We start from the raw sequence: 16,329 nt of genomic DNA, 5'->3' as shown, positions 1-16,329 counted from the left end.
CCTGGGCTTTGCGTATTTCGTGCGTTCATAATCAGTAATTTCCGAACAGTTCTGCGGTTTATTTTGGCCTACTTTTGCTCATCTAATGTATAGTGATATGGAACTGCAAAATGGGAAAGCGGATCACCGGCCGAGAATCCTGCTTGTTGAAGACGATCCGGCACTTGCAGAAATTCTTGAACAGCTGTTTACCGAAGAGGGATTTTATTTTGACTGTCTGCCCGCAACCAGCGATATCATTCCGGTCGTAGAGAAAAAGAATCCCGACATCGTCTTACTCGATCACCTGCTTCCGCTTACCAACGGCGGCGAACTCTGCAGTCAGATTAAACGAATGGAACCGGCGCGGCGCCTGCCGGTCATCATCTATTCAGCGTTCCCCAGGCTGCTGTTGTCTATAGGCGACTATGGCTACGACCGTTTCCTGGAAAAACCTTTTGATCTGAAGGCCCTGTTAAATGAGGTGAACGATGTATTGGCACAACGCGGCAGCCGAACCATTGCAGGGGTCTAACTAATAAGGCGCTACTACCCGGATGCGGTAACTACCTTTTTTTGATGGTTTGTAAACAAAGTGCCGGCCTGCGGTGTGATACTCTAAACAATAACAACCGTCACTATGGAAACACAGAACAACAAACACGAGGAAGGAAAACTCGCGGAAATGATTGAGGATCAGACCGCAAAAATTCCGTCAGACGTCTATCTCTGGGCTGCACTCGGCTCTATGGGTGTCTCGCTGGCTCTGAAATGTATGGGCCATAAACACAATGCACTTTTCATCGGCCAATGGGCTGCACCTTTTCTGCTGCTGGGTATCTACAACAAGATTGTCAAAACCCAGGGTCACGATTAAAACTTTCCGGCGCGCGCCTTTCCGGCCGCGCCTTTTTTCCGGCTGCTAAGACGGCTTCTCTTTCAACCTTCATTTTCATTTTTGCCCCTGCAGTGTCTGCTGGTTGCCATCCGGTGTGCGGAATGCGCGGGCCATCGAAACAATTACCTGAACACACGTGGTTACTACGGCATTTCCCACCCTGTTAAGTACGCAAATGTCGGTTTACGTGCTGTCGGGGCCGTTTTTGAAAAAAATAGCCCTTAGCTCGAACGAAACGTTCCCAATGGTTAAATGTTCCTATGATGGTTTTAATATCCTACATATGAAAAAGCAAAATGGTGCCGAGCAGAGCCCTGCGGGCGATGCGCACGAAAACGAGTCAAAACGCTCCTGGAATGATCCGCTGAACGGACCCGAAGATGCCGCCGGCTATAGCAGCCGCACACCGGAAGAAGGCAGAACACCATCTGATGACGAGACCGAACGGGAACCGGAATCGGGTGATAAACTCGAAGGACCGGAAGATGATTCAGGTCCCAACCAGCAGGGTTTTGACGTGGATGAGAGCACCGGAGGTTCGGCACTATGAGGATATTCACCTGGCATATTCATGGGAGTTACCTCTATTACCTGTCTCAGGGGCCATGGGAACTATACATCCCCGTAAATCAGAAAAAAGATGAAGGGTACTATGGCCGGGGCACTACTTTCCCTTTTGGCGCGAACGTTCATGAGATCGATGTAAATGAAGTCCGGGACGCAGACTTTGATTTGATCCTTTACCAAACCGAAAAAAATTACCTCGAAGATCAGTATCAGATTCTCTCAGATGAACAGCGGCAGCTTCCACGCGTATTCCTTGAACATGACCCGCCCTGGCAGCACCCGACAGATGAACGGCATCCTGTTGAAGATCCGGAGGTGACGGTAGTGCACGTTACACACTTTAACGCATTGATGTGGGACAACGGCGGCCGCCCGACCCGCGTAATCCCGCATGGTGTCACTGTGCCTGTACTACTGGTCTCCGAAAAGAAAAACCGCGGCATCGTGGTTATAAACAATTTGTCATCAAGAGGGCGTATGCTTGGCGCTGACATTTTTAGCAGGGTCGCTGCAGAGGTTCCGCTGGATCTGGTGGGCATGGCTACTGAAGACATCGGTCTTGGCGAAGTGCTGCATCCGCAGTTGCCAGCTTTCATTTCTCAATACCGCTTCTTTTTTAACCCGATCCGCTATACCAGTCTCGGACTGAGCATTTGCGAAGCCATGATGTGCGGCTTGCCGGTAGTAGGCCTTGCCACGACCGAACTGGCGACAACAATTGAATCGGGTTACTCGGGCTTTGTACATACCGATATTGATCAGCTTATTGCCAAAATGAAGTTTATGCTTGAATATCCCGAACAGGCCGAGAAGATGGGAGCAAATGCGAGAACCGTTGCCCACGAGAAGTTTTCCATTGACCGCTTCTGTCAGGACTGGAACACCCTCTTCGGTGAATTAATTGAGCGTTATAAAAATCAGACCTGAAATGAAACGAATAGCATTTATTAGCGAACACGCTTCGCCGCTGGCCAGTCTCGGTCATAAAGACGGTGGCGGGCAGAATGTATATGTTGGACAGCTCGCATTACACCTGTCAAAAATGGGATACGCAATCGACATTTATACCCGCTGGGAGGACCCCGCTCTGCCGCAGGTTATTGACATGGGTCCCGGGATAAGAGTGATCCACGTTCAGGCAGGTTCCAAAGAAGTGGTTCCAAAGGAAGAACTGTTTGATCTGATGGACGCTTTCGGATTTGGCATGAGAGATTTTATGCTGCAGGAAAACCTCACGTATGAGCTTGTCCATGCAAACTTCTTTATGTCGGGTATGGTGGCTATGGAGCTGAAAAAAACAATGCATCTTCCGTTCGTGATCACGTTTCATGCGCTGGGAAAGGTTCGGCGCATGCATCAGAAAGATCAGGATCTTTTTCCAGAGGGCAGGCTCGCTGTAGAAGCCGCGCTGGTTAAGAACGCCGATCTTATCATTGCCGAATGCCCGCAGGACCGGGATGATCTTCTGAATTTTTACAATGCAGATCCAGCTAAAATAGAAGTGATACCATGCGGCTTTAATCCTGAGGAATTTTTTCCGATCGATAAAGTTTCGGCGCGCAGCCGGCTTGGTTTTGCAGAAAACGAACGTATTATCCTGCAGCTGGGCAGAATGGTTCCACGCAAAGGCATAGATAATGTGATCCGTGCGCTTCCTCACATAGACTGCACTGAGCCTGTTAAGCTCGTTGTAGTGGGGGGAAACGCCGGCGATGCTGAGATGCTCCGTTTGAAAGGTATCGCCCGCTCGCTGGGCGTGGAAAGCCAGGTCATATTTGAAGGCAGCCGGCAGCGAAAAGAACTTGGCGCCTATTATAATGCTGCCGACGTCTTTGTAACCACACCCTGGTATGAACCATTTGGCATAACACCGCTTGAGTCGATGGCCTGCGGTACACCGGTGGTCGGTGCAAGGGTTGGGGGAATCAAATACACCGTTGAGGATGGTAAGACAGGTTTCCTCGTGCCGGAAAATGACCCGGCCGCGCTGGCAAGACAATTAACCGTATTGCTTTGTGATGAGCCGGCCAGGCTTAGAATGGGAGCAGAAGCGATAAAACGGGTAAACCGGCATTTTACCTGGGGAAAAGTGGCCATGCAAATTGCTGCGGCTTACCAGCGGGTGTTGGAGCCGGCGTTTCTGCACGAAGCGGAAGACGACATTGCAGAGGTCGAAGACGCGCTGTACGAAGCTGCATTGACGTTTTACCGGTCTTCTGCAATGCTTTCATCTGTGGTGGCCGACGCAGCTGCGGTGATGAGCGGGTGCTTACGCCGGGGGGGTAAGATCCTGGTATGCGGCAATGGCGGCAGCGCCGCCGAATCACAACACCTGGCCGCTGAGCTTGTGGGTCGTTTTGAGATTCCCGAGCGCCGGGGGCTGCCGGTCATTTCGCTGACAGCAGATACGGCTATTCTGACCGCCTGGGCAAATGATTTTGGTTACGACCGCGTTTTCGAACGTCAGGTTATGGCCTACGGTCAGCCGGGCGATGTACTTGTTGTGTTAAGCACCAGTGGTAAATCTGCAAACATCACGCTTGCTATGCAGGCGGCGGCAGAAAACGGCATGCAGACCATCGCCTTGCTGGGAAAAGACGGCGGACCGGCTTCGAACCTTGCCGATATTCCCCTGGTTGTTCCCTCAGACAGCACGCAGCGTATCCAGGAGCTCCATCTGCACCTCGTGCATCTGCTTTGCACGCTGGTGGAAAAACATTTGTTTGCCGCCCGTCCGGCACATTTAACCGGCCAGGCTGCACAACCCATCAGGATGATGCCTGTCAAGCTTGCTGCTGAAACAGTGACACAGGAACCTCAAAAACGCCGCTATGGGAGTTAGGCCTGCCATTTTTCTGGATAAAGACGGTACGCTGATCCATGATGTGCCTTATAACGTAGACCCGTCGCTGATCAGGCTGTCTGAACACACCATTGAAGGATTACGGCTGTTTCAGGAATCGGGGTTTGCGCTGATCGTTATTTCCAATCAGTCGGGCGTGGCACGCGGTCTTTTCCCGGTTGAAGCCCTGGAAGGTGTGGAGCGCCGGCTCAGGGAACTGCTGCTGGCAGAAGGCATCTGCCTCGACGACTTTATTTTCTGCCCGCATCATCCGGAAGGGGTAGTACCTGCCTACACCTGCGATTGTGCTTGCCGGAAACCAAAACCCGGCATGATCCTGTTGGCGGCCCGGAGGCACAAGATTGACCTGTCGCGATCGTGGATGATCGGCGATATTCTGGACGATGCAGAGGCCGGAAAGCGCAGCGGCTGCCAGTCGGTCGTGATCAGCAATGGTAACGAAGACCAATGGATTCCCGGGCCTTACCGGGAGCCGGACCTTATTGTTCCGAGTTTGAATGAAGCCGCAAGGATAATTATTGAACAAACTAAACTGTCAAATGAGAAATCTAAAAGAATTCCTGCGTGATTTTGCCGGCCGGCGCGTGCTGGTAGTCGGCGATCTGATGCTGGATATCTATACAACTGGAACGTGCAGGCGCCTGGCTCCCGAGGTCAGCGCACCGGTGCTAAATGCCGATCAACATACCTATTATCTTGGCGGGGCGGCGAATCTCGCCGCAAATGTAGCCGCGCTCGGTGCCAGCGTTTCGATCGCCGGAGTTACCGGTAATGACACTGCTGGCAGGCAGATCCGTGAAATGCTTGTTTCAAGGGGAATCGATGTCCGTATGCTGCGCATGGCAGACGACCGCACAACGATTACAAAGCACCGGTTTTCATCGGGGGGGCAGACCTTTTTGCGTGTTGATGAAGGCTGTGAGCTGCCGCTCGACGGGCATCATGCCGCACATCTGTCTGCCAATTTGAAGCAGGAATGGCCGGATTTCGACGGGATTTTGCTGTCAGACTACGGCAAAGGGTGTTTCGTGCAACCGGTTATTGATCAGATCGCAGCATGCCAGCAGGACAAGTCTCTTTTTTTGGCGGTAGACAGCAAGGAGGCCTGGCGTTTTCGCCCTCTTTGCCCGTCTATGATCAAGCCGAATTTTGAAGAGGCGCAGGTATTGCTGGGCCGCGAAGTGTCTAAGCAGGCCCGCATCACCGAGCTGCAGGCGACAGGAGCGGAGTTACGTGAGCGCACCGGTGCTGAACATGTGTTTCTCACGCTTGACGAGTCGGGATGCATGGTTTTTAGCGGTAATCAGCTTGAGGCAGTGGTGCCCGCCCTCAGGGTGCAAAATCCGCAGGTGAGCGGAGCGGGCGATACTTTTACAGGCGCCGCTGCGCTCGCATTGATCTGCGCAGCGACGCCTGCAGAAGCCGCGACAATCGGTACACAAGCTGCTTCGGTCGTGCTGACAAAATCAGGAACTGCCTGTTGCGCACCAGCAGAGCTGCTTGCCGCCGGCGCTCCCGCCGGGAAAGACCTGGCTAAAAATGCTGTGCTTGCTTTATTGGAACAGGCCAGGGCTGCCGGTAAAAGAATCGTTTTTACAAACGGTTGTTTTGATATTCTGCACAGCGGCCATGTCCGTTACCTGCAGCAAGCCCGTGAGATGGGCGATCTGCTGGTTGTAGGCCTGAACCGCGATGACAGCATCAGGCGATTAAAAGGAAGCGACCGTCCGGTAAACAGTCTCTCTGACCGGATGGAAGTACTGAGCTCGCTGTCTTGTGTCAATTATGTGATACCCTTCGGAAGTTTAAAAGACGACACGCCATGCAGCCTGATCAAACAGGTAAGACCCGACGTTTTTGTTAAGGGCGGAGATTATAAAGGTGCAGTCCTGCCCGAACAGCCCCTCCTTGAGCAGTTGGGTGCAGAAATCGCGTTTATACCAGTAGTAAGCGGCAGATCCACTTCTGCAGTCATCAAGAAAATTGCAGCAGCACAATTCAGGAACGGATGGGCGACAATCAGTTGAGTAACTGGAATACCTGCCGGCGCATCTTATGCATACGCCCTGATAATATGGGCGATGTACTCATGTCATCGCCGGCCATCCGGGCGTTAAAAGAACATTTCGGCGTCCAGCTTGCTATACTGACATCTCAAAAAGGTGCCGCTGCCGCCCGTCTTAATCCTTTTGTTGACGAGGTGATCACCTTCGACCTTCCCTGGCAGAAGTTCTATGACCTCGATCCGGGAGCGGCCGCAGTGCTTGACCTGGTCGCCAGACTAAGGGAGCAGCGTTTTGACGGCTGCGTTGTCTTTACAGTTTACAGCCAGAACCCGATGCCCTGCATCATGCTCGCATACCTGGCCGGGATCCCGTTGCGCTTGGCCTATTGCCGCGAGAACCCCTATGGGCTGCTTACAAACTGGGTGCCGGATGAGGAACCTTATGAAAAAATTCTTCACCAGGTTTCCCGCGATCTTGCGTTGGTCGCAGAAATCGGCGCGATACCCTCAGCTGATGATCTCATCGCCGAGATTCCCGCTGCTGCAAGGCAGCGAACGGTGAAGGAGCTTGCCAGGGCCGGTATTGCACCTGATCAACACTTTTTTGTTGTCAGCACCGGCGCATCTGAACGCCGCCGCAACCTGCCTCTTGCTTACTGGTTTGAGCTGTTGAAATCATTGCGGGCGCACAGCAGTTACGGAATTGTGCTGACAGGCACAAAATCCCAGCAGTCTGAGCTTTCGGCCATGAAAGCTGCCGTGCCTGATGTCGTCATCTTTGCGGGAAATCTCAACGTGGCAGAACTCGCCTATCTGGTCAGAAAATCAGCCGGCGTCTTATCGGTTAATACCGGCACAGTTCACCTCGCTGCGGCAACAAAAACGCCTGTGTGTGTCTTGTATGCGAGAACAAATCCTCAGCATACGCCCTGGAAAGTAAAAAACCAGGTATTTTATTATTCACCTACAGGTATAATGCCTAGCAGCAATGCGGTCATTGGCTACGTGAACAGGAAACTTTATAAGAAACAACTTGCCCCGCCGGCCCCCGGCGATGTCGTCAGTGCACTGCTCGCGCTTTCCCGATCAGGGCTTCCATAGCAGAAAGCACCGCCATCATATTCGGCGCGGTTTTCCAGTCTAATGTCTGATGAATTTTCGTGTTTCTAGGTCCCCAGCGCCGCGGTTCCCCGTCCATACTGATCACCACGCTGGGTACTTTCAGTGCGGCAGCAAGATGTGAAATACCGGTGCAGTTGCACAGCAGTCCGGCCGAGCCTTCCAGCACGGCGGCCAGCGTACCCAGATCGGTCAGGCCACAGGCGTTCTGTGGCCGCATGCGCATACTGTCTGCTACCGCATTGCAAAGTTCCTGTTCAGCGGCTACGCCCGTAAGAATAACATCAAACCCCTCATGAATACACAGATCCGCCATCCGGGCAAAGTGTGCAACCGGCCATTGTCTCCAGCTGCCGCGTGATCCCGGATGAACGCATATATATGGTCGACCGTTGTGGGTCAGCATCAGCCGGCTCAGGTTCTCCCGGTCCTGCTCCCATACCGGGAACTCCATTGCAGGATCATCTGCTGCGATCCCGGTATGCTGCATCAACTGCAGGTGCCGGTCCACTTCGTGAATTCCTGCAGGATAGAGCATAAAATCTTCGCTTTCGTCTTCAGTCGATGGGCAGAAACCCACCAGGCGTTTTGCATTGAACTGTGCCAGCATTTCGTTCACGATGCTGCCATTTCCCTGCATCTGCAAAAGCAGATCATACGGACTTATACGGTTAGCGGCAACCAGATTAACGAACCGGGCCTGATCGTAAGTTTGCTCGGGCAAACCGGGATATCCCGGAAATGGCACAAGTGCATTAATATATTGGGGGTAGCGCGCGGTAAGTGCGGCCGCCCCGGGCAGACCGATCAGCTCAATGTGTGCTTCGGGATATGCTGAACGCAGGGCGCGTATGGCCGGAATGCTGCACAACAGGTCGCCAAGTTGCAGCGCCCTGAGAATGCCGATGCGGAAAGATTTTTCTAGGCCTGTCATAAAAGAACTGTTTTGAAGCGAATGTTTCCGACAAGCCGCCAGTATACCGATAGGGTCGGTATGACGAGCGACGTTACCAGCATTTCGGCAATATCGCGCAGGGTCTTACTGGTGCGCACGAGCCGCTTGTAGGCGAAGTTTAACAAGAGAATAGCAACACCAGCCAGGCCTGTGTAAGCCAGCCACCATTCCTGCCGCCAGGCGGCGGCCAGTACCACGATCCACAACAGATTAATAAAATAGTAGTACCAGAGCGGTTTTTGCTGGATCCGCTGCCGGTAGAACGCGGGATATTTTTTGTAGAGCAGCGCATCATACATCCCTTTTCTCTGCTCGGCAATGCTAAGGCCGAACCGGCCGCTTCGCACCGGATGAACAACGATGGCTTCAGGTGTCCTGATAATAGTTATGCTGTTTTCTAACAGGCGAAAATGCAGATCGGAATCCTCACGCCAGGCCAGCTCGAACCTTTCATCAAAGCCGCCCGTTAGGATCAGCGCCTGTTTGCTTATGGCACAGTTGGCTGTGATGAATTCTGCATCTTCGAGTCCTTTTGTGTTAAGGGCATGGTCGCTAACCATATTACCTACAGGAACAACCGTACGGCCTGTCATCGCGATAAGCTGGCCTTCATTATAATGGCTGAGCAGTGAGATTAGCCAGTTGCGGTCGGGGAGACAGTCATCATCGGTAAAGGCAACCAGCGGCCCGCGTGCACTCAGCCAGCCTAAATTGCGGGCAGCTGCAGGGCCCTTTTTTACTGCTGTGTGCAGATAGCGCAAATTAAGGGGGCGTTTCCCGGCATAAACCTCGAGTGCGCTGCGGGTTTGCGGGTCGGGGCCGTCACTCACAACAATCACCTCAAAAAACGCTTTATTTAAATGCTGCCCGGCCAGACTTTTCAGACAATTAAGCAGTAAGTTCGTTCTGTTGTAAGTTGGAATAACTACTGATATTTTTATCGGCATTGTTCTTCTCGATTAAAAATGAACCCATAATAAGTGCGTCAAACGGCGATGTCCAGAAACAGCTGATGGCGTCTTTTGGTGTGCAGACTATGGGCTTGCCCAGAATGTTAAAACTCGTGTTCACGAGCACCGGAACGCCGGTCTTTTCTTTAAAAGCCTTCAGCAAGGCATAGTATTGCGGATGTTGCTTCGCGTTAATTGTTTGGATACGCGCGGTGCCGTCTACATGTCTTACAGCTGGAATGCGGTCTGCCTTGTCTGCTGCAACTTTATTTACAAATAACATATATGGCGATTCAACCGCCCCCTCAAACCATTCTGCTGCATCTTCCTGCAGCACCACAGGTGCAACGGGGCGAAAATCTTCCCGGTCTTTAACCTCATTCAAACGGGCCTGCATATCTGTGCTGATAGGCGAGGCAAGAATGGAGCGGCTGCCGAGCGCGCGCGGACCGAACTCCATACGCCCCTGAAACCAGCCGATAATTTTGTCTTCTGCTAGAATCTCAGCTGTTTCTGTTGCAACATTTTCCATCTTCCTGTATGGCACCTTTGCCCATTGCAGCAGTTTTTCGATCTCATGGTCGCTGTATTCAGGTCCCCAGTAGGCATGTTCCATAACAAAGTCTTTTTCAGCCGGCTGCCTGATATTGTTGTCAATCCAAAGCGCGGCTCCGAGTGCCGTCCCCGAGTCGCCGGATGCCGGCTGCACCCAAACGCCTTTGAAACCGCTTTCATCGCGTATGCGGCCGTTTAAAACACAGTTGAGCGCCACGCCTCCAGCCAGGCAAAGGTTGTCGGCCATGCTGACGTTACGCAGCCAGCCGGTAAGCTCGAGCACAGTTTCTTCGAGCACAAGCTGCAGCGACCGCGCCAGGTTAAAGTGTTTTTTATCAAATGAATCTGAACGCAGGCGTGCCGGACCGAACAGTTCGTTAAGTGGTGTCTGCTCAATTGTATATTGTCCGTCGCCATGAACCTTGACAAGATCCCTGAAAACTGAAAGATATTCAGGCTCACCATAAGATGCCAGGGCCATTACTTTGTACTCATCTGAGGAGTGGAGAAATCCGAGATAGCTCGTTACCTGTTCATAAAGTAAGCCGAGCGAATGAGGAAGTTTAACTTCGCTGATCGTGGTTAGTGCATGGCCTACTCCAAGACTATAGGTTGTCGAAACGTCCTCCCCGCGGCCGTCTATCGTCATAACTGCTGCATGTGAATAGGGAGACGGCAAAAAGGCACTGGCTGCATGGGCAACATGGTGGTCTACGAAATGCCATTCCCAGTCGGTTGTCCGGCTGCCGACAAAATATTCTTGCAAGTGGTGCGGATAACCGTCTACGAGGTGGTCGGCCGCATTAAGTGACGATGAAAGAAAAAGGTTATTCCATAACATGCGCTTTCGCCCGGGATCTGTGCCGGCTTGCGGAAAAAACGGAATGGGCGCTTCGCCTTGCGTTGCCATGCCCTTGTCGGTGCACAACAGTGGATTAAACGAGTACGCAATATGATCGATCTGACTCAGGTGCAGGCCCGCCTGACCAAGGCAGTACGCTATGGCATGATAAGGCAGCTCATACGTAGAAAAAGGGATTGGCCTTTTGCCATGCTTATAGCCTGTAAAACGTTCTTCTTCTGCAGCCGAGAGAAGCACGCCGTCTTTAATCAGGCAGGCCGCAGAATCATGAAAGATTGCATTGATACCGAGTGTATACATATTCAGGGGATTAGTTCTCATACCCTAACGCAGGCGCCCGGTCTAACGATTTGACTATTTTGTTTTTCAGTAATTGACCAGTAGCCTGGCGTATTTACACACCAGCTGGAAACCGGTATGCGGCTACAGAATTGGAGGAGAGGCTGTTTGAGACGCGGAGGCTCCCGCCTTGCTGCTGCGTAATTAGCGCGCGGGGGTGTAAATTACGCATTGTGCTAACATGCGAAACACAAGTGCGGTCCCGGTGTTACCACATAACGCAAAGTTATTGTTAAACAGTGCTTTGCGCTTATCTGATTACCGCTATTATCAGGCCTGCAACCAGCTCATTTATGATCAATATTATTCTCGCAGAAGACCATCAGATTGTACGCAACAGTATCCGGGCTATCCTTGACGAGCAGGATGATTTTGCTATCCGGGCGGCAGTGGCCGACGGGTTCGAAGCGCTGAACGCGCTTCGTACAAACGTCCCTGCAGATGTCGTTCTTGCCGACATCAATATGTCTGGTCTTGACGGTATCAGCCTCCTTTCAAAAGCGCGTGAACTGAACTATACGGGAAAAGTTCTGTTCTTATCTTTGCTGGACAGTGAGAAGTATATCGCCGGCGCTTTCCTGGCCGGGGCAGACGGGTATCTGCTGAAAGATGTTGGCCCTGAGGAACTTGTGTTTGCCATCAGGCAGGTGCATTCGGGCTACCGGTATCTCAGCTCAACGCTTGCAGATCATTTTATTAATAAATTTCTTGGTAAGCCGAATGTAAGGCTCGCTAACGCGCGATCTATGGATTTTACCGCCCGGGAGATTGAAATTCTGCGCCTGATCAGTGAAGGTATGACGAACAATGACATGGCCGGTATCTTGAATATCAGCAAACGAACGGTAGAAGGACACCGGCAGACGCTGCTTGAAAAAACACATACAAGAAATACCGCCGCGCTGATCCGTTTCGCTATAACAAACGGTTACGTGATCTGATGGGCCACTCCCTCATAAATTTTTCCGTTTTCAGGGTCTGTTATGGTCATTATCCGGATCGCCGTTTTCGATCGCTGAGGTGTCGCCAAGCCCGAAACCCGGATCGCGCCGTTCAGACTCGGGGCTTCCGGACTCCTGCTGTTGCTGCGGAGATTTTGTCTGTTCTGCATTGTCCTGCATTTTTTCAATGATGCTTTCATCGTTTGCGCCTCGGCGGATGTCGGTCTCATCGCCGGTTCGCACATCATCAGATGCTCTGCCTACAGGTTTTTTGTTGCCTGATTTTTCTGAATTATCCATCATACTGTTTAGATTTATTTGTTCGATGTTGTCGTGTTCTGAGACCGCTTTTTCTTGTTTTTCCATACAAAGTAGAGAACAACTACTGCGATTAAAAAGACGATGCCAAATACCAGGGGAACGATCATAATTTATGTTTTTCTTATCCCGGTAACATGAAGTTTCAGAACAAGTTTTGCTTAATTCTCAAAGGCGTAATCGCATGCCCGATGTTGCGGCAACTACGCCCGGTACGGTGCTGCAGACCGGTCCGGCATCGGCACTTTAGCACCAACCCTCAATTAATGTATCCGGGAAACGGCTCTCCGTAAAAATACCTGAACAGAAACCATGCAGAACAATTACCGGTCAGAACGGTTGTTTGTAAGCACCCTGTTAAAGGCAAGTTCTTGCAACGTAAACCGGGGCATCTTAAATCAACCATAAAAAACATATGCAAAACGAATCACAACAAAATCCGGAAGAGGAGATTCCAAACCTGGAACAGTTTCAGGTAGGCCGGGCGCCTGCCGACGAAAAACACACAGACTCAGCATCTGAAGGTGACGAATTTGACAGCCCGGATGGCCAGAATGCCGAAGAAAATGAATATACACCCGGCGAGATCCAGTATGCGGATGGCGAGGGTACCCGGCTGGACGAAGAGATCGCAGATGACGGTGACGGGCTCACAGACGAAGATGTCGCGGGCGGAGGCGATGAAACATTTGATGAAGCCGAAGAGATCGACGACGAAGACCTGTCAGATGATACCTATCTGGAAGACGAGGACGACGATCTGGAAGAAAAATAAAGCATATGCCGGTATTGTCTTTTTCCGACCTTTTGTGCCGGTTGGGATTGGCAGTGCTGCTCGGAGCGGTGGTCGGTCTTGAAAGGGAGAGAAGAGAGTGGGCAGCCGGCCTCCGCACCCATGCATTGGTCTGCCTTGGTGCCTCGCTGGCTATGATCGTCTCAGCCTATGGTTTTGCCGATGTAATTGTTTACGAGGGTATTGAACTTGATCCGTCGCGTGTTGCCGCTCAGGTAATCAGCGGGGTTGGCTTTTTAGGCGCCGGAACTATTTTATTCTTTAAACAGCAAATCATTAAGGGCTTAACTACGGCCGCCGGTTTATGGGGCGTGAGCGCAATCGGCCTTGCCTGCGGCGGTGGCCTCTTCATTGCCGCTGTCTCAGCCACCATTTTGTTTCTTTTTATCCTGGTCGGCGTTAGCTGGGTGGAGAAACGGTTTTTTGGCAAACGTGCGCAAACCGTGTTGTCTATCGAAACAGAAAACCGCGAATCACTGCTGGACGAGATTCGCCAGGTACTAAATGAAGCCGGGCTGGTGATAAACAAGATAAGTCTTGTACCCGGCAGCGGCGCGCCTGATCACCTGCAAATTACCCTGGGCAAATTTTCGTCTCCGGAGAAACTGGTGCAGGCAGGCGGGCAAATATCCAAATTGCCCGGAATCACAAAGATTGAGTGGTAACCGGCCCTTCCTGCATACACTGACTCAAATTTTTATAACAATTTATCCTTGATTTAAATGGACGCATTCAATATTCATATTCCTTATGACCAGGAGCAAATAACGCTAACCATTCTTCCTGTGGAGGGTGGCTTTCAGGTAATCTATTATGGAAGAATTGCGGCCCTGGTCAGGCAGGGTGAAAACGCCTGGGAAAAGGCATCGCTTGCTTCTACAGACCTGGGCGATCTTCCGCTTTATGACCCTGATGCTTTTCCTGAAAATCCGCCCTTTTTGGTCAGCGATGAAGTAATCGCAGCTATCGGACAAGAAATTGATATACACCTGCAAACCATAGAACATTAACTTATGCATGAGGAATACACGCCTGCCACAGATCTGTACGAGCTAGAACAGTTACCTGGATCTGAATACCCACTGGGGGCCACGTGGGACGGTGCCGGTGTCAACTTTTCCATCTATGCCCAAAACGCAAGCATAGTCTGGCTTTGTCTGTTTGATACCGCCGACCCGGATACCGAGCAGATCCGTGTACCGCTGAAGAAGTTTACGCACGGCGTCTGGCATGGTTACTTTCCCGGCCTCAGGCCCGGGCAGTTATACGGTTTTCGTGCAGAGGGGCCTTATCAGCCGGAGTTGGGTGAGCGCTACAACGTTAACAAACTTTTGCTCGATCCCTATGCAAAGTCTACCTACGGCGATCTGCGCTGGGATGAAGCGCTGTTTGGTTACCAGATGGGTCATGAGGAGGCAGACCTGACCTTTTCTGACAAAGACAGCGCGGCATTTATGCCAAAGAGTGTCGTCGTCGATCCATCGTTTGACTGGCGGGACGACCATCTGCCGCGTATACCGCCCGAGCGGTCCGTTATCTATGAAGCACATGTGAAGGGACTGACCATGCTTCACCCGGATATTCCTGAGGAACTGCGCGGAACATACGCTGCAATAGGCCATCCGGTTATGATCGCTTATTTGAAAGAACTTGGGATCACAACGATAGAACTGTTGCCGGTGCATACCTTTGTATCTGATCATCATCTGCATGAAAAAGGCCTGAGTAATTACTGGGGCTACAACACGATCGGTTTTTTTGCGCCTGAAAGACGTTATGCAGCGGGCAAGGAGCCGGGAACCGAAGTTGCAGAATTCAAGGAGATGGTTCGCAGCCTGCACGAAGCAGGTATCGAGGTGATACTCGATGTGGTATATAATCATACGGGCGAGGGTAACCAGATGGGTCCCACGCTTTGTTTCCGCGGTATTGACAATGCTGAATATTATCGTCTGGAGCCAGACCTCCCCCGGTACTACCGGGATTATACCGGTACAGGTAATACGCTGAATACCAGGCTTCCCAATGTACTGCGCCTGATCATGGATAGCCTCCGCTACTGGATATCTGAAATGCATGTAGATGGCTTCAGGTTTGATCTCGCATCGACACTTGCCCGCGAACTTCATGATGTAAACCGGCTGAGTGCCTTCTTTGATATTATTCACCAGGATCCCCTCATTTCGCAGGTGAAACTCATTGCTGAACCCTGGGATGTGGGGGAGGGCGGCTACCAGGTGGGTAAATTTCCCCCTGGCTGGAGCGAGTGGAATGGCATGTTCAGAGATCTTTGGCGCCGGTTCTGGCGCGGGGATGAAGGTACGCTTGCGGAAATGTCCTGCCGTTTTCTCGGTAGCCCCGACCTTTATCAGGCCGACTCGCGCCTGCCGACGGCAAGTATAAATTTTATTACTGCGCATGACGGCTTCAGTTTGTATGACCTTGTCAGTTACAACGAAAAACACAATGAAGCGAATGGCGAGGATAACCAGGATGGTGAAAGCGAAAACCTTTCATGGAATTGCGGTGAAGAGGGTGAAACAACTGAAGAAGCCGTGCTCAACCTGCGCCGCCGGCAGCAGCGTAATTTTTTGTGCGGTTTGCTGCTTTCACAAGGCGTTCCGATGATGACGGCCGGCGCAGAATGCGGAAAAACGCAGCATGGAAACAACAATGTGTATTGCCAGGACAATGAAATTTCCTGGCTAAGCTGGACAGCCCGTGATCATGACCTCTTTGCTTTCACGAAAGCGCTGCTGGCGTTCAGGCGGGATAACCCTTTGCTTAGACAGGACACCTGGGTTATGGGCGACCGCGCACCGGGTAGTCCCGTTAAAAAGATTGCATGGTTCTCGCCGGCCGGCTCAGAAATGAAAACAAAAGACTGGCATGAGCATGGTCGGAAGACATTATGCATTTTTCTCAGCCCCACCAGTCTTGACCAGCCCGCGGGCTCATCAGAACTGTTTCTGATTTTTAATGCTTCACATGAGGCGGTTCAGATCACGTTCCCCAAGCGGCCATACCGCAGAAACTGGACGCTTGCATTTGCCAGTCTTACCCCTGAAGAGCAGGCTGGCCTTGCTTTTCAGGAGGAATTTTCCTGTCCGCCGCACAGCGTTCTGGTCTTCAGGCCCGGCGCATAAAAAAACGGGCGGGAGCAATCAACCGCCCCGCCCGTTTCT

17 protein-coding genes are annotated in these 16,329 nt (G+C 51.7%); 13 read left to right on the top strand and 4 right to left on the bottom strand.

Annotation, left to right across the window (positions count from 1 at the left end):
* The first annotated feature begins 97 nt into the window (after window positions 1-97).
* The 8 genes from EJV45_RS11705 (at window position 98) to EJV45_RS11670 (ending at window position 7,413) form a co-directional block, all read left to right on the top strand.
* The gene (locus EJV45_RS11705) at window positions 98-514 is read left to right on the top strand and encodes a two-component system response regulator (RefSeq protein ID WP_165305048.1); all 417 of its coding nucleotides are present in this window, start codon (window positions 98-100) and stop codon (window positions 512-514) included.
* Window positions 515-619: 105 nt separating this feature from the next.
* Window positions 620-856 (top strand): hypothetical protein, encoded by a 237-nt coding sequence (locus EJV45_RS11700; RefSeq protein WP_129715857.1) that lies wholly within the window; start codon window positions 620-622, stop codon window positions 854-856.
* Between the two features lie 304 nt (window positions 857-1,160).
* On the top strand, window positions 1,161-1,427 hold the full coding sequence (locus EJV45_RS11695) for a hypothetical protein (protein ID WP_129715856.1): 267 nt from the start codon (window positions 1,161-1,163) through the stop codon (window positions 1,425-1,427).
* A complete protein-coding gene (locus EJV45_RS11690; RefSeq protein WP_129715855.1) occupies window positions 1,424-2,371 on the top strand; it encodes a glycosyltransferase family 4 protein in 948 nt (315 codons plus the stop codon). The genes EJV45_RS11695 and EJV45_RS11690 overlap by 4 nt, the downstream gene beginning before the upstream one ends.
* 1 nt (window position 2,372) lies before the next feature.
* Window positions 2,373-4,286, top strand: coding sequence for a glycosyltransferase (locus EJV45_RS11685; RefSeq protein WP_129715854.1), 1,914 nt, complete (start codon window positions 2,373-2,375; stop codon window positions 4,284-4,286).
* Window positions 4,276-4,875 (top strand): HAD-IIIA family hydrolase, encoded by a 600-nt coding sequence (locus tag EJV45_RS11680; protein ID WP_129715853.1) that lies wholly within the window; start codon window positions 4,276-4,278, stop codon window positions 4,873-4,875. Before EJV45_RS11685 ends, EJV45_RS11680 begins: the two co-directional genes overlap by 11 nt.
* The gene (gene rfaE2, locus EJV45_RS11675) at window positions 4,847-6,334 is read left to right on the top strand and encodes a D-glycero-beta-D-manno-heptose 1-phosphate adenylyltransferase (RefSeq protein ID WP_129715852.1); all 1,488 of its coding nucleotides are present in this window, start codon (window positions 4,847-4,849) and stop codon (window positions 6,332-6,334) included. The genes EJV45_RS11680 and rfaE2 overlap by 29 nt, the downstream gene beginning before the upstream one ends.
* Complete coding sequence (locus EJV45_RS11670; protein ID WP_129715851.1) at window positions 6,316-7,413, top strand: glycosyltransferase family 9 protein; 1,098 nt, start codon at window positions 6,316-6,318, stop codon at window positions 7,411-7,413. The genes rfaE2 and EJV45_RS11670 overlap by 19 nt, the downstream gene beginning before the upstream one ends.
* Here the strand turns inward: EJV45_RS11670 and EJV45_RS11665 are convergent.
* Genes EJV45_RS11665 through EJV45_RS11655 form a run of 3 tightly spaced genes read right to left on the bottom strand, consistent with a single transcriptional unit; the run spans window position 7,373 to window position 11,053 of the window.
* Window positions 7,373-8,365, bottom strand: coding sequence for a glycosyltransferase family 9 protein (locus tag EJV45_RS11665; protein WP_129715850.1), 993 nt, complete (start codon window positions 8,363-8,365; stop codon window positions 7,373-7,375). The two genes, EJV45_RS11670 and EJV45_RS11665, sit on opposite strands and share 41 nt — an antisense overlap.
* The gene (locus tag EJV45_RS11660; protein ID WP_129715849.1) at window positions 8,362-9,333 is read right to left on the bottom strand and encodes a glycosyltransferase family 2 protein; all 972 of its coding nucleotides are present in this window, start codon (window positions 9,331-9,333) and stop codon (window positions 8,362-8,364) included. The genes EJV45_RS11665 and EJV45_RS11660 overlap by 4 nt, the downstream gene beginning before the upstream one ends.
* Window positions 9,275-11,053: a carbamoyltransferase C-terminal domain-containing protein gene (locus EJV45_RS11655; RefSeq protein ID WP_129715916.1), complete on the bottom strand. Its 1,779-nt coding sequence runs from the start codon at window positions 11,051-11,053 to the stop codon at window positions 9,275-9,277. The genes EJV45_RS11660 and EJV45_RS11655 overlap by 59 nt, the downstream gene beginning before the upstream one ends.
* A 332-nt stretch (window positions 11,054-11,385) precedes the next feature.
* Between EJV45_RS11655 and EJV45_RS11650 the strand changes: the two genes are divergently transcribed.
* Window positions 11,386-12,033, top strand: coding sequence for a response regulator transcription factor (locus EJV45_RS11650; protein WP_129715848.1), 648 nt, complete (start codon window positions 11,386-11,388; stop codon window positions 12,031-12,033).
* A 30-nt stretch (window positions 12,034-12,063) separates the two neighbouring features.
* On the opposite strand, the gene EJV45_RS11645 is transcribed toward EJV45_RS11650, so the two are convergent.
* Window positions 12,064-12,399, bottom strand: a complete 336-nt coding sequence (locus tag EJV45_RS11645) for a hypothetical protein (protein WP_129715847.1) — start codon at window positions 12,397-12,399, stop codon at window positions 12,064-12,066.
* Between the two features lie 367 nt (window positions 12,400-12,766).
* Here EJV45_RS11645 and EJV45_RS11640 point away from each other — a divergent pair, with 367 nt between their 5' ends.
* From EJV45_RS11640 to glgX, 4 genes are read left to right on the top strand one after another with little or no spacing between them, the layout of a single operon-like run.
* Window positions 12,767-13,126: a hypothetical protein gene (locus EJV45_RS11640; protein WP_129715846.1), complete on the top strand. Its 360-nt coding sequence runs from the start codon at window positions 12,767-12,769 to the stop codon at window positions 13,124-13,126.
* Window positions 13,127-13,131: 5 nt separating this feature from the next.
* Window positions 13,132-13,809: an MgtC/SapB family protein gene (locus EJV45_RS11635; RefSeq protein ID WP_129715845.1), complete on the top strand. Its 678-nt coding sequence runs from the start codon at window positions 13,132-13,134 to the stop codon at window positions 13,807-13,809.
* A gap of 57 nt (window positions 13,810-13,866) precedes the next feature.
* Window positions 13,867-14,154, top strand: a complete 288-nt coding sequence (locus EJV45_RS11630) for a hypothetical protein (RefSeq protein ID WP_129715844.1) — start codon at window positions 13,867-13,869, stop codon at window positions 14,152-14,154.
* A 3-nt stretch (window positions 14,155-14,157) separates the two neighbouring features.
* Complete coding sequence (glgX, locus tag EJV45_RS11625) at window positions 14,158-16,290, top strand: glycogen debranching protein GlgX (protein ID WP_129715843.1); 2,133 nt, start codon at window positions 14,158-14,160, stop codon at window positions 16,288-16,290.
* The last annotated feature ends 39 nt before the right edge of the window (window positions 16,291-16,329 follow it).

The organism is Pedobacter sp. SYP-B3415, from assembly GCF_004138205.1.
In the GTDB taxonomy this organism is placed as follows: domain Bacteria; phylum Bacteroidota; class Bacteroidia; order Sphingobacteriales; family Sphingobacteriaceae; genus Pedobacter.
This window is presented reverse-complemented; position numbering and strand designations above follow the sequence as displayed.

What these genes read in the sequence shown, in the direction of transcription:
- EJV45_RS11705 (WP_165305048.1), top strand. Translation starts at nt 98, where the DNA reads ATGGAACTGCAAAATGGGAAAGCGGATCACCGGCCGAGAATCCTGCTT.
- EJV45_RS11700 (WP_129715857.1), top strand. Translation starts at nt 620, where the DNA reads ATGGAAACACAGAACAACAAACACGAGGAAGGAAAACTCGCGGAAATG.
- EJV45_RS11695 (WP_129715856.1), top strand. Translation starts at nt 1,161, where the DNA reads ATGAAAAAGCAAAATGGTGCCGAGCAGAGCCCTGCGGGCGATGCGCAC.
- EJV45_RS11690 (WP_129715855.1), top strand. Translation starts at nt 1,424, where the DNA reads ATGAGGATATTCACCTGGCATATTCATGGGAGTTACCTCTATTACCTG.
- EJV45_RS11685 (WP_129715854.1), top strand. Translation starts at nt 2,373, where the DNA reads ATGAAACGAATAGCATTTATTAGCGAACACGCTTCGCCGCTGGCCAGT.
- EJV45_RS11680 (WP_129715853.1), top strand. Translation starts at nt 4,276, where the DNA reads ATGGGAGTTAGGCCTGCCATTTTTCTGGATAAAGACGGTACGCTGATC.
- rfaE2 (WP_129715852.1), top strand. Translation starts at nt 4,847, where the DNA reads ATGAGAAATCTAAAAGAATTCCTGCGTGATTTTGCCGGCCGGCGCGTG.
- EJV45_RS11670 (WP_129715851.1), top strand. Translation starts at nt 6,316, where the DNA reads ATGGGCGACAATCAGTTGAGTAACTGGAATACCTGCCGGCGCATCTTA.
- EJV45_RS11665 (WP_129715850.1), bottom strand. Translation starts at nt 8,365, where the DNA reads ATGACAGGCCTAGAAAAATCTTTCCGCATCGGCATTCTCAGGGCGCTG.
- EJV45_RS11660 (WP_129715849.1), bottom strand. Translation starts at nt 9,333, where the DNA reads ATGCCGATAAAAATATCAGTAGTTATTCCAACTTACAACAGAACGAAC.
- EJV45_RS11655 (WP_129715916.1), bottom strand. Translation starts at nt 11,053, where the DNA reads ATGTATACACTCGGTATCAATGCAATCTTTCATGATTCTGCGGCCTGC.
- EJV45_RS11650 (WP_129715848.1), top strand. Translation starts at nt 11,386, where the DNA reads ATGATCAATATTATTCTCGCAGAAGACCATCAGATTGTACGCAACAGT.
- EJV45_RS11645 (WP_129715847.1), bottom strand. Translation starts at nt 12,399, where the DNA reads ATGGAAAAACAAGAAAAAGCGGTCTCAGAACACGACAACATCGAACAA.
- EJV45_RS11640 (WP_129715846.1), top strand. Translation starts at nt 12,767, where the DNA reads ATGCAAAACGAATCACAACAAAATCCGGAAGAGGAGATTCCAAACCTG.
- EJV45_RS11635 (WP_129715845.1), top strand. Translation starts at nt 13,132, where the DNA reads ATGCCGGTATTGTCTTTTTCCGACCTTTTGTGCCGGTTGGGATTGGCA.
- EJV45_RS11630 (WP_129715844.1), top strand. Translation starts at nt 13,867, where the DNA reads ATGGACGCATTCAATATTCATATTCCTTATGACCAGGAGCAAATAACG.
- glgX (WP_129715843.1), top strand. Translation starts at nt 14,158, where the DNA reads ATGCATGAGGAATACACGCCTGCCACAGATCTGTACGAGCTAGAACAG.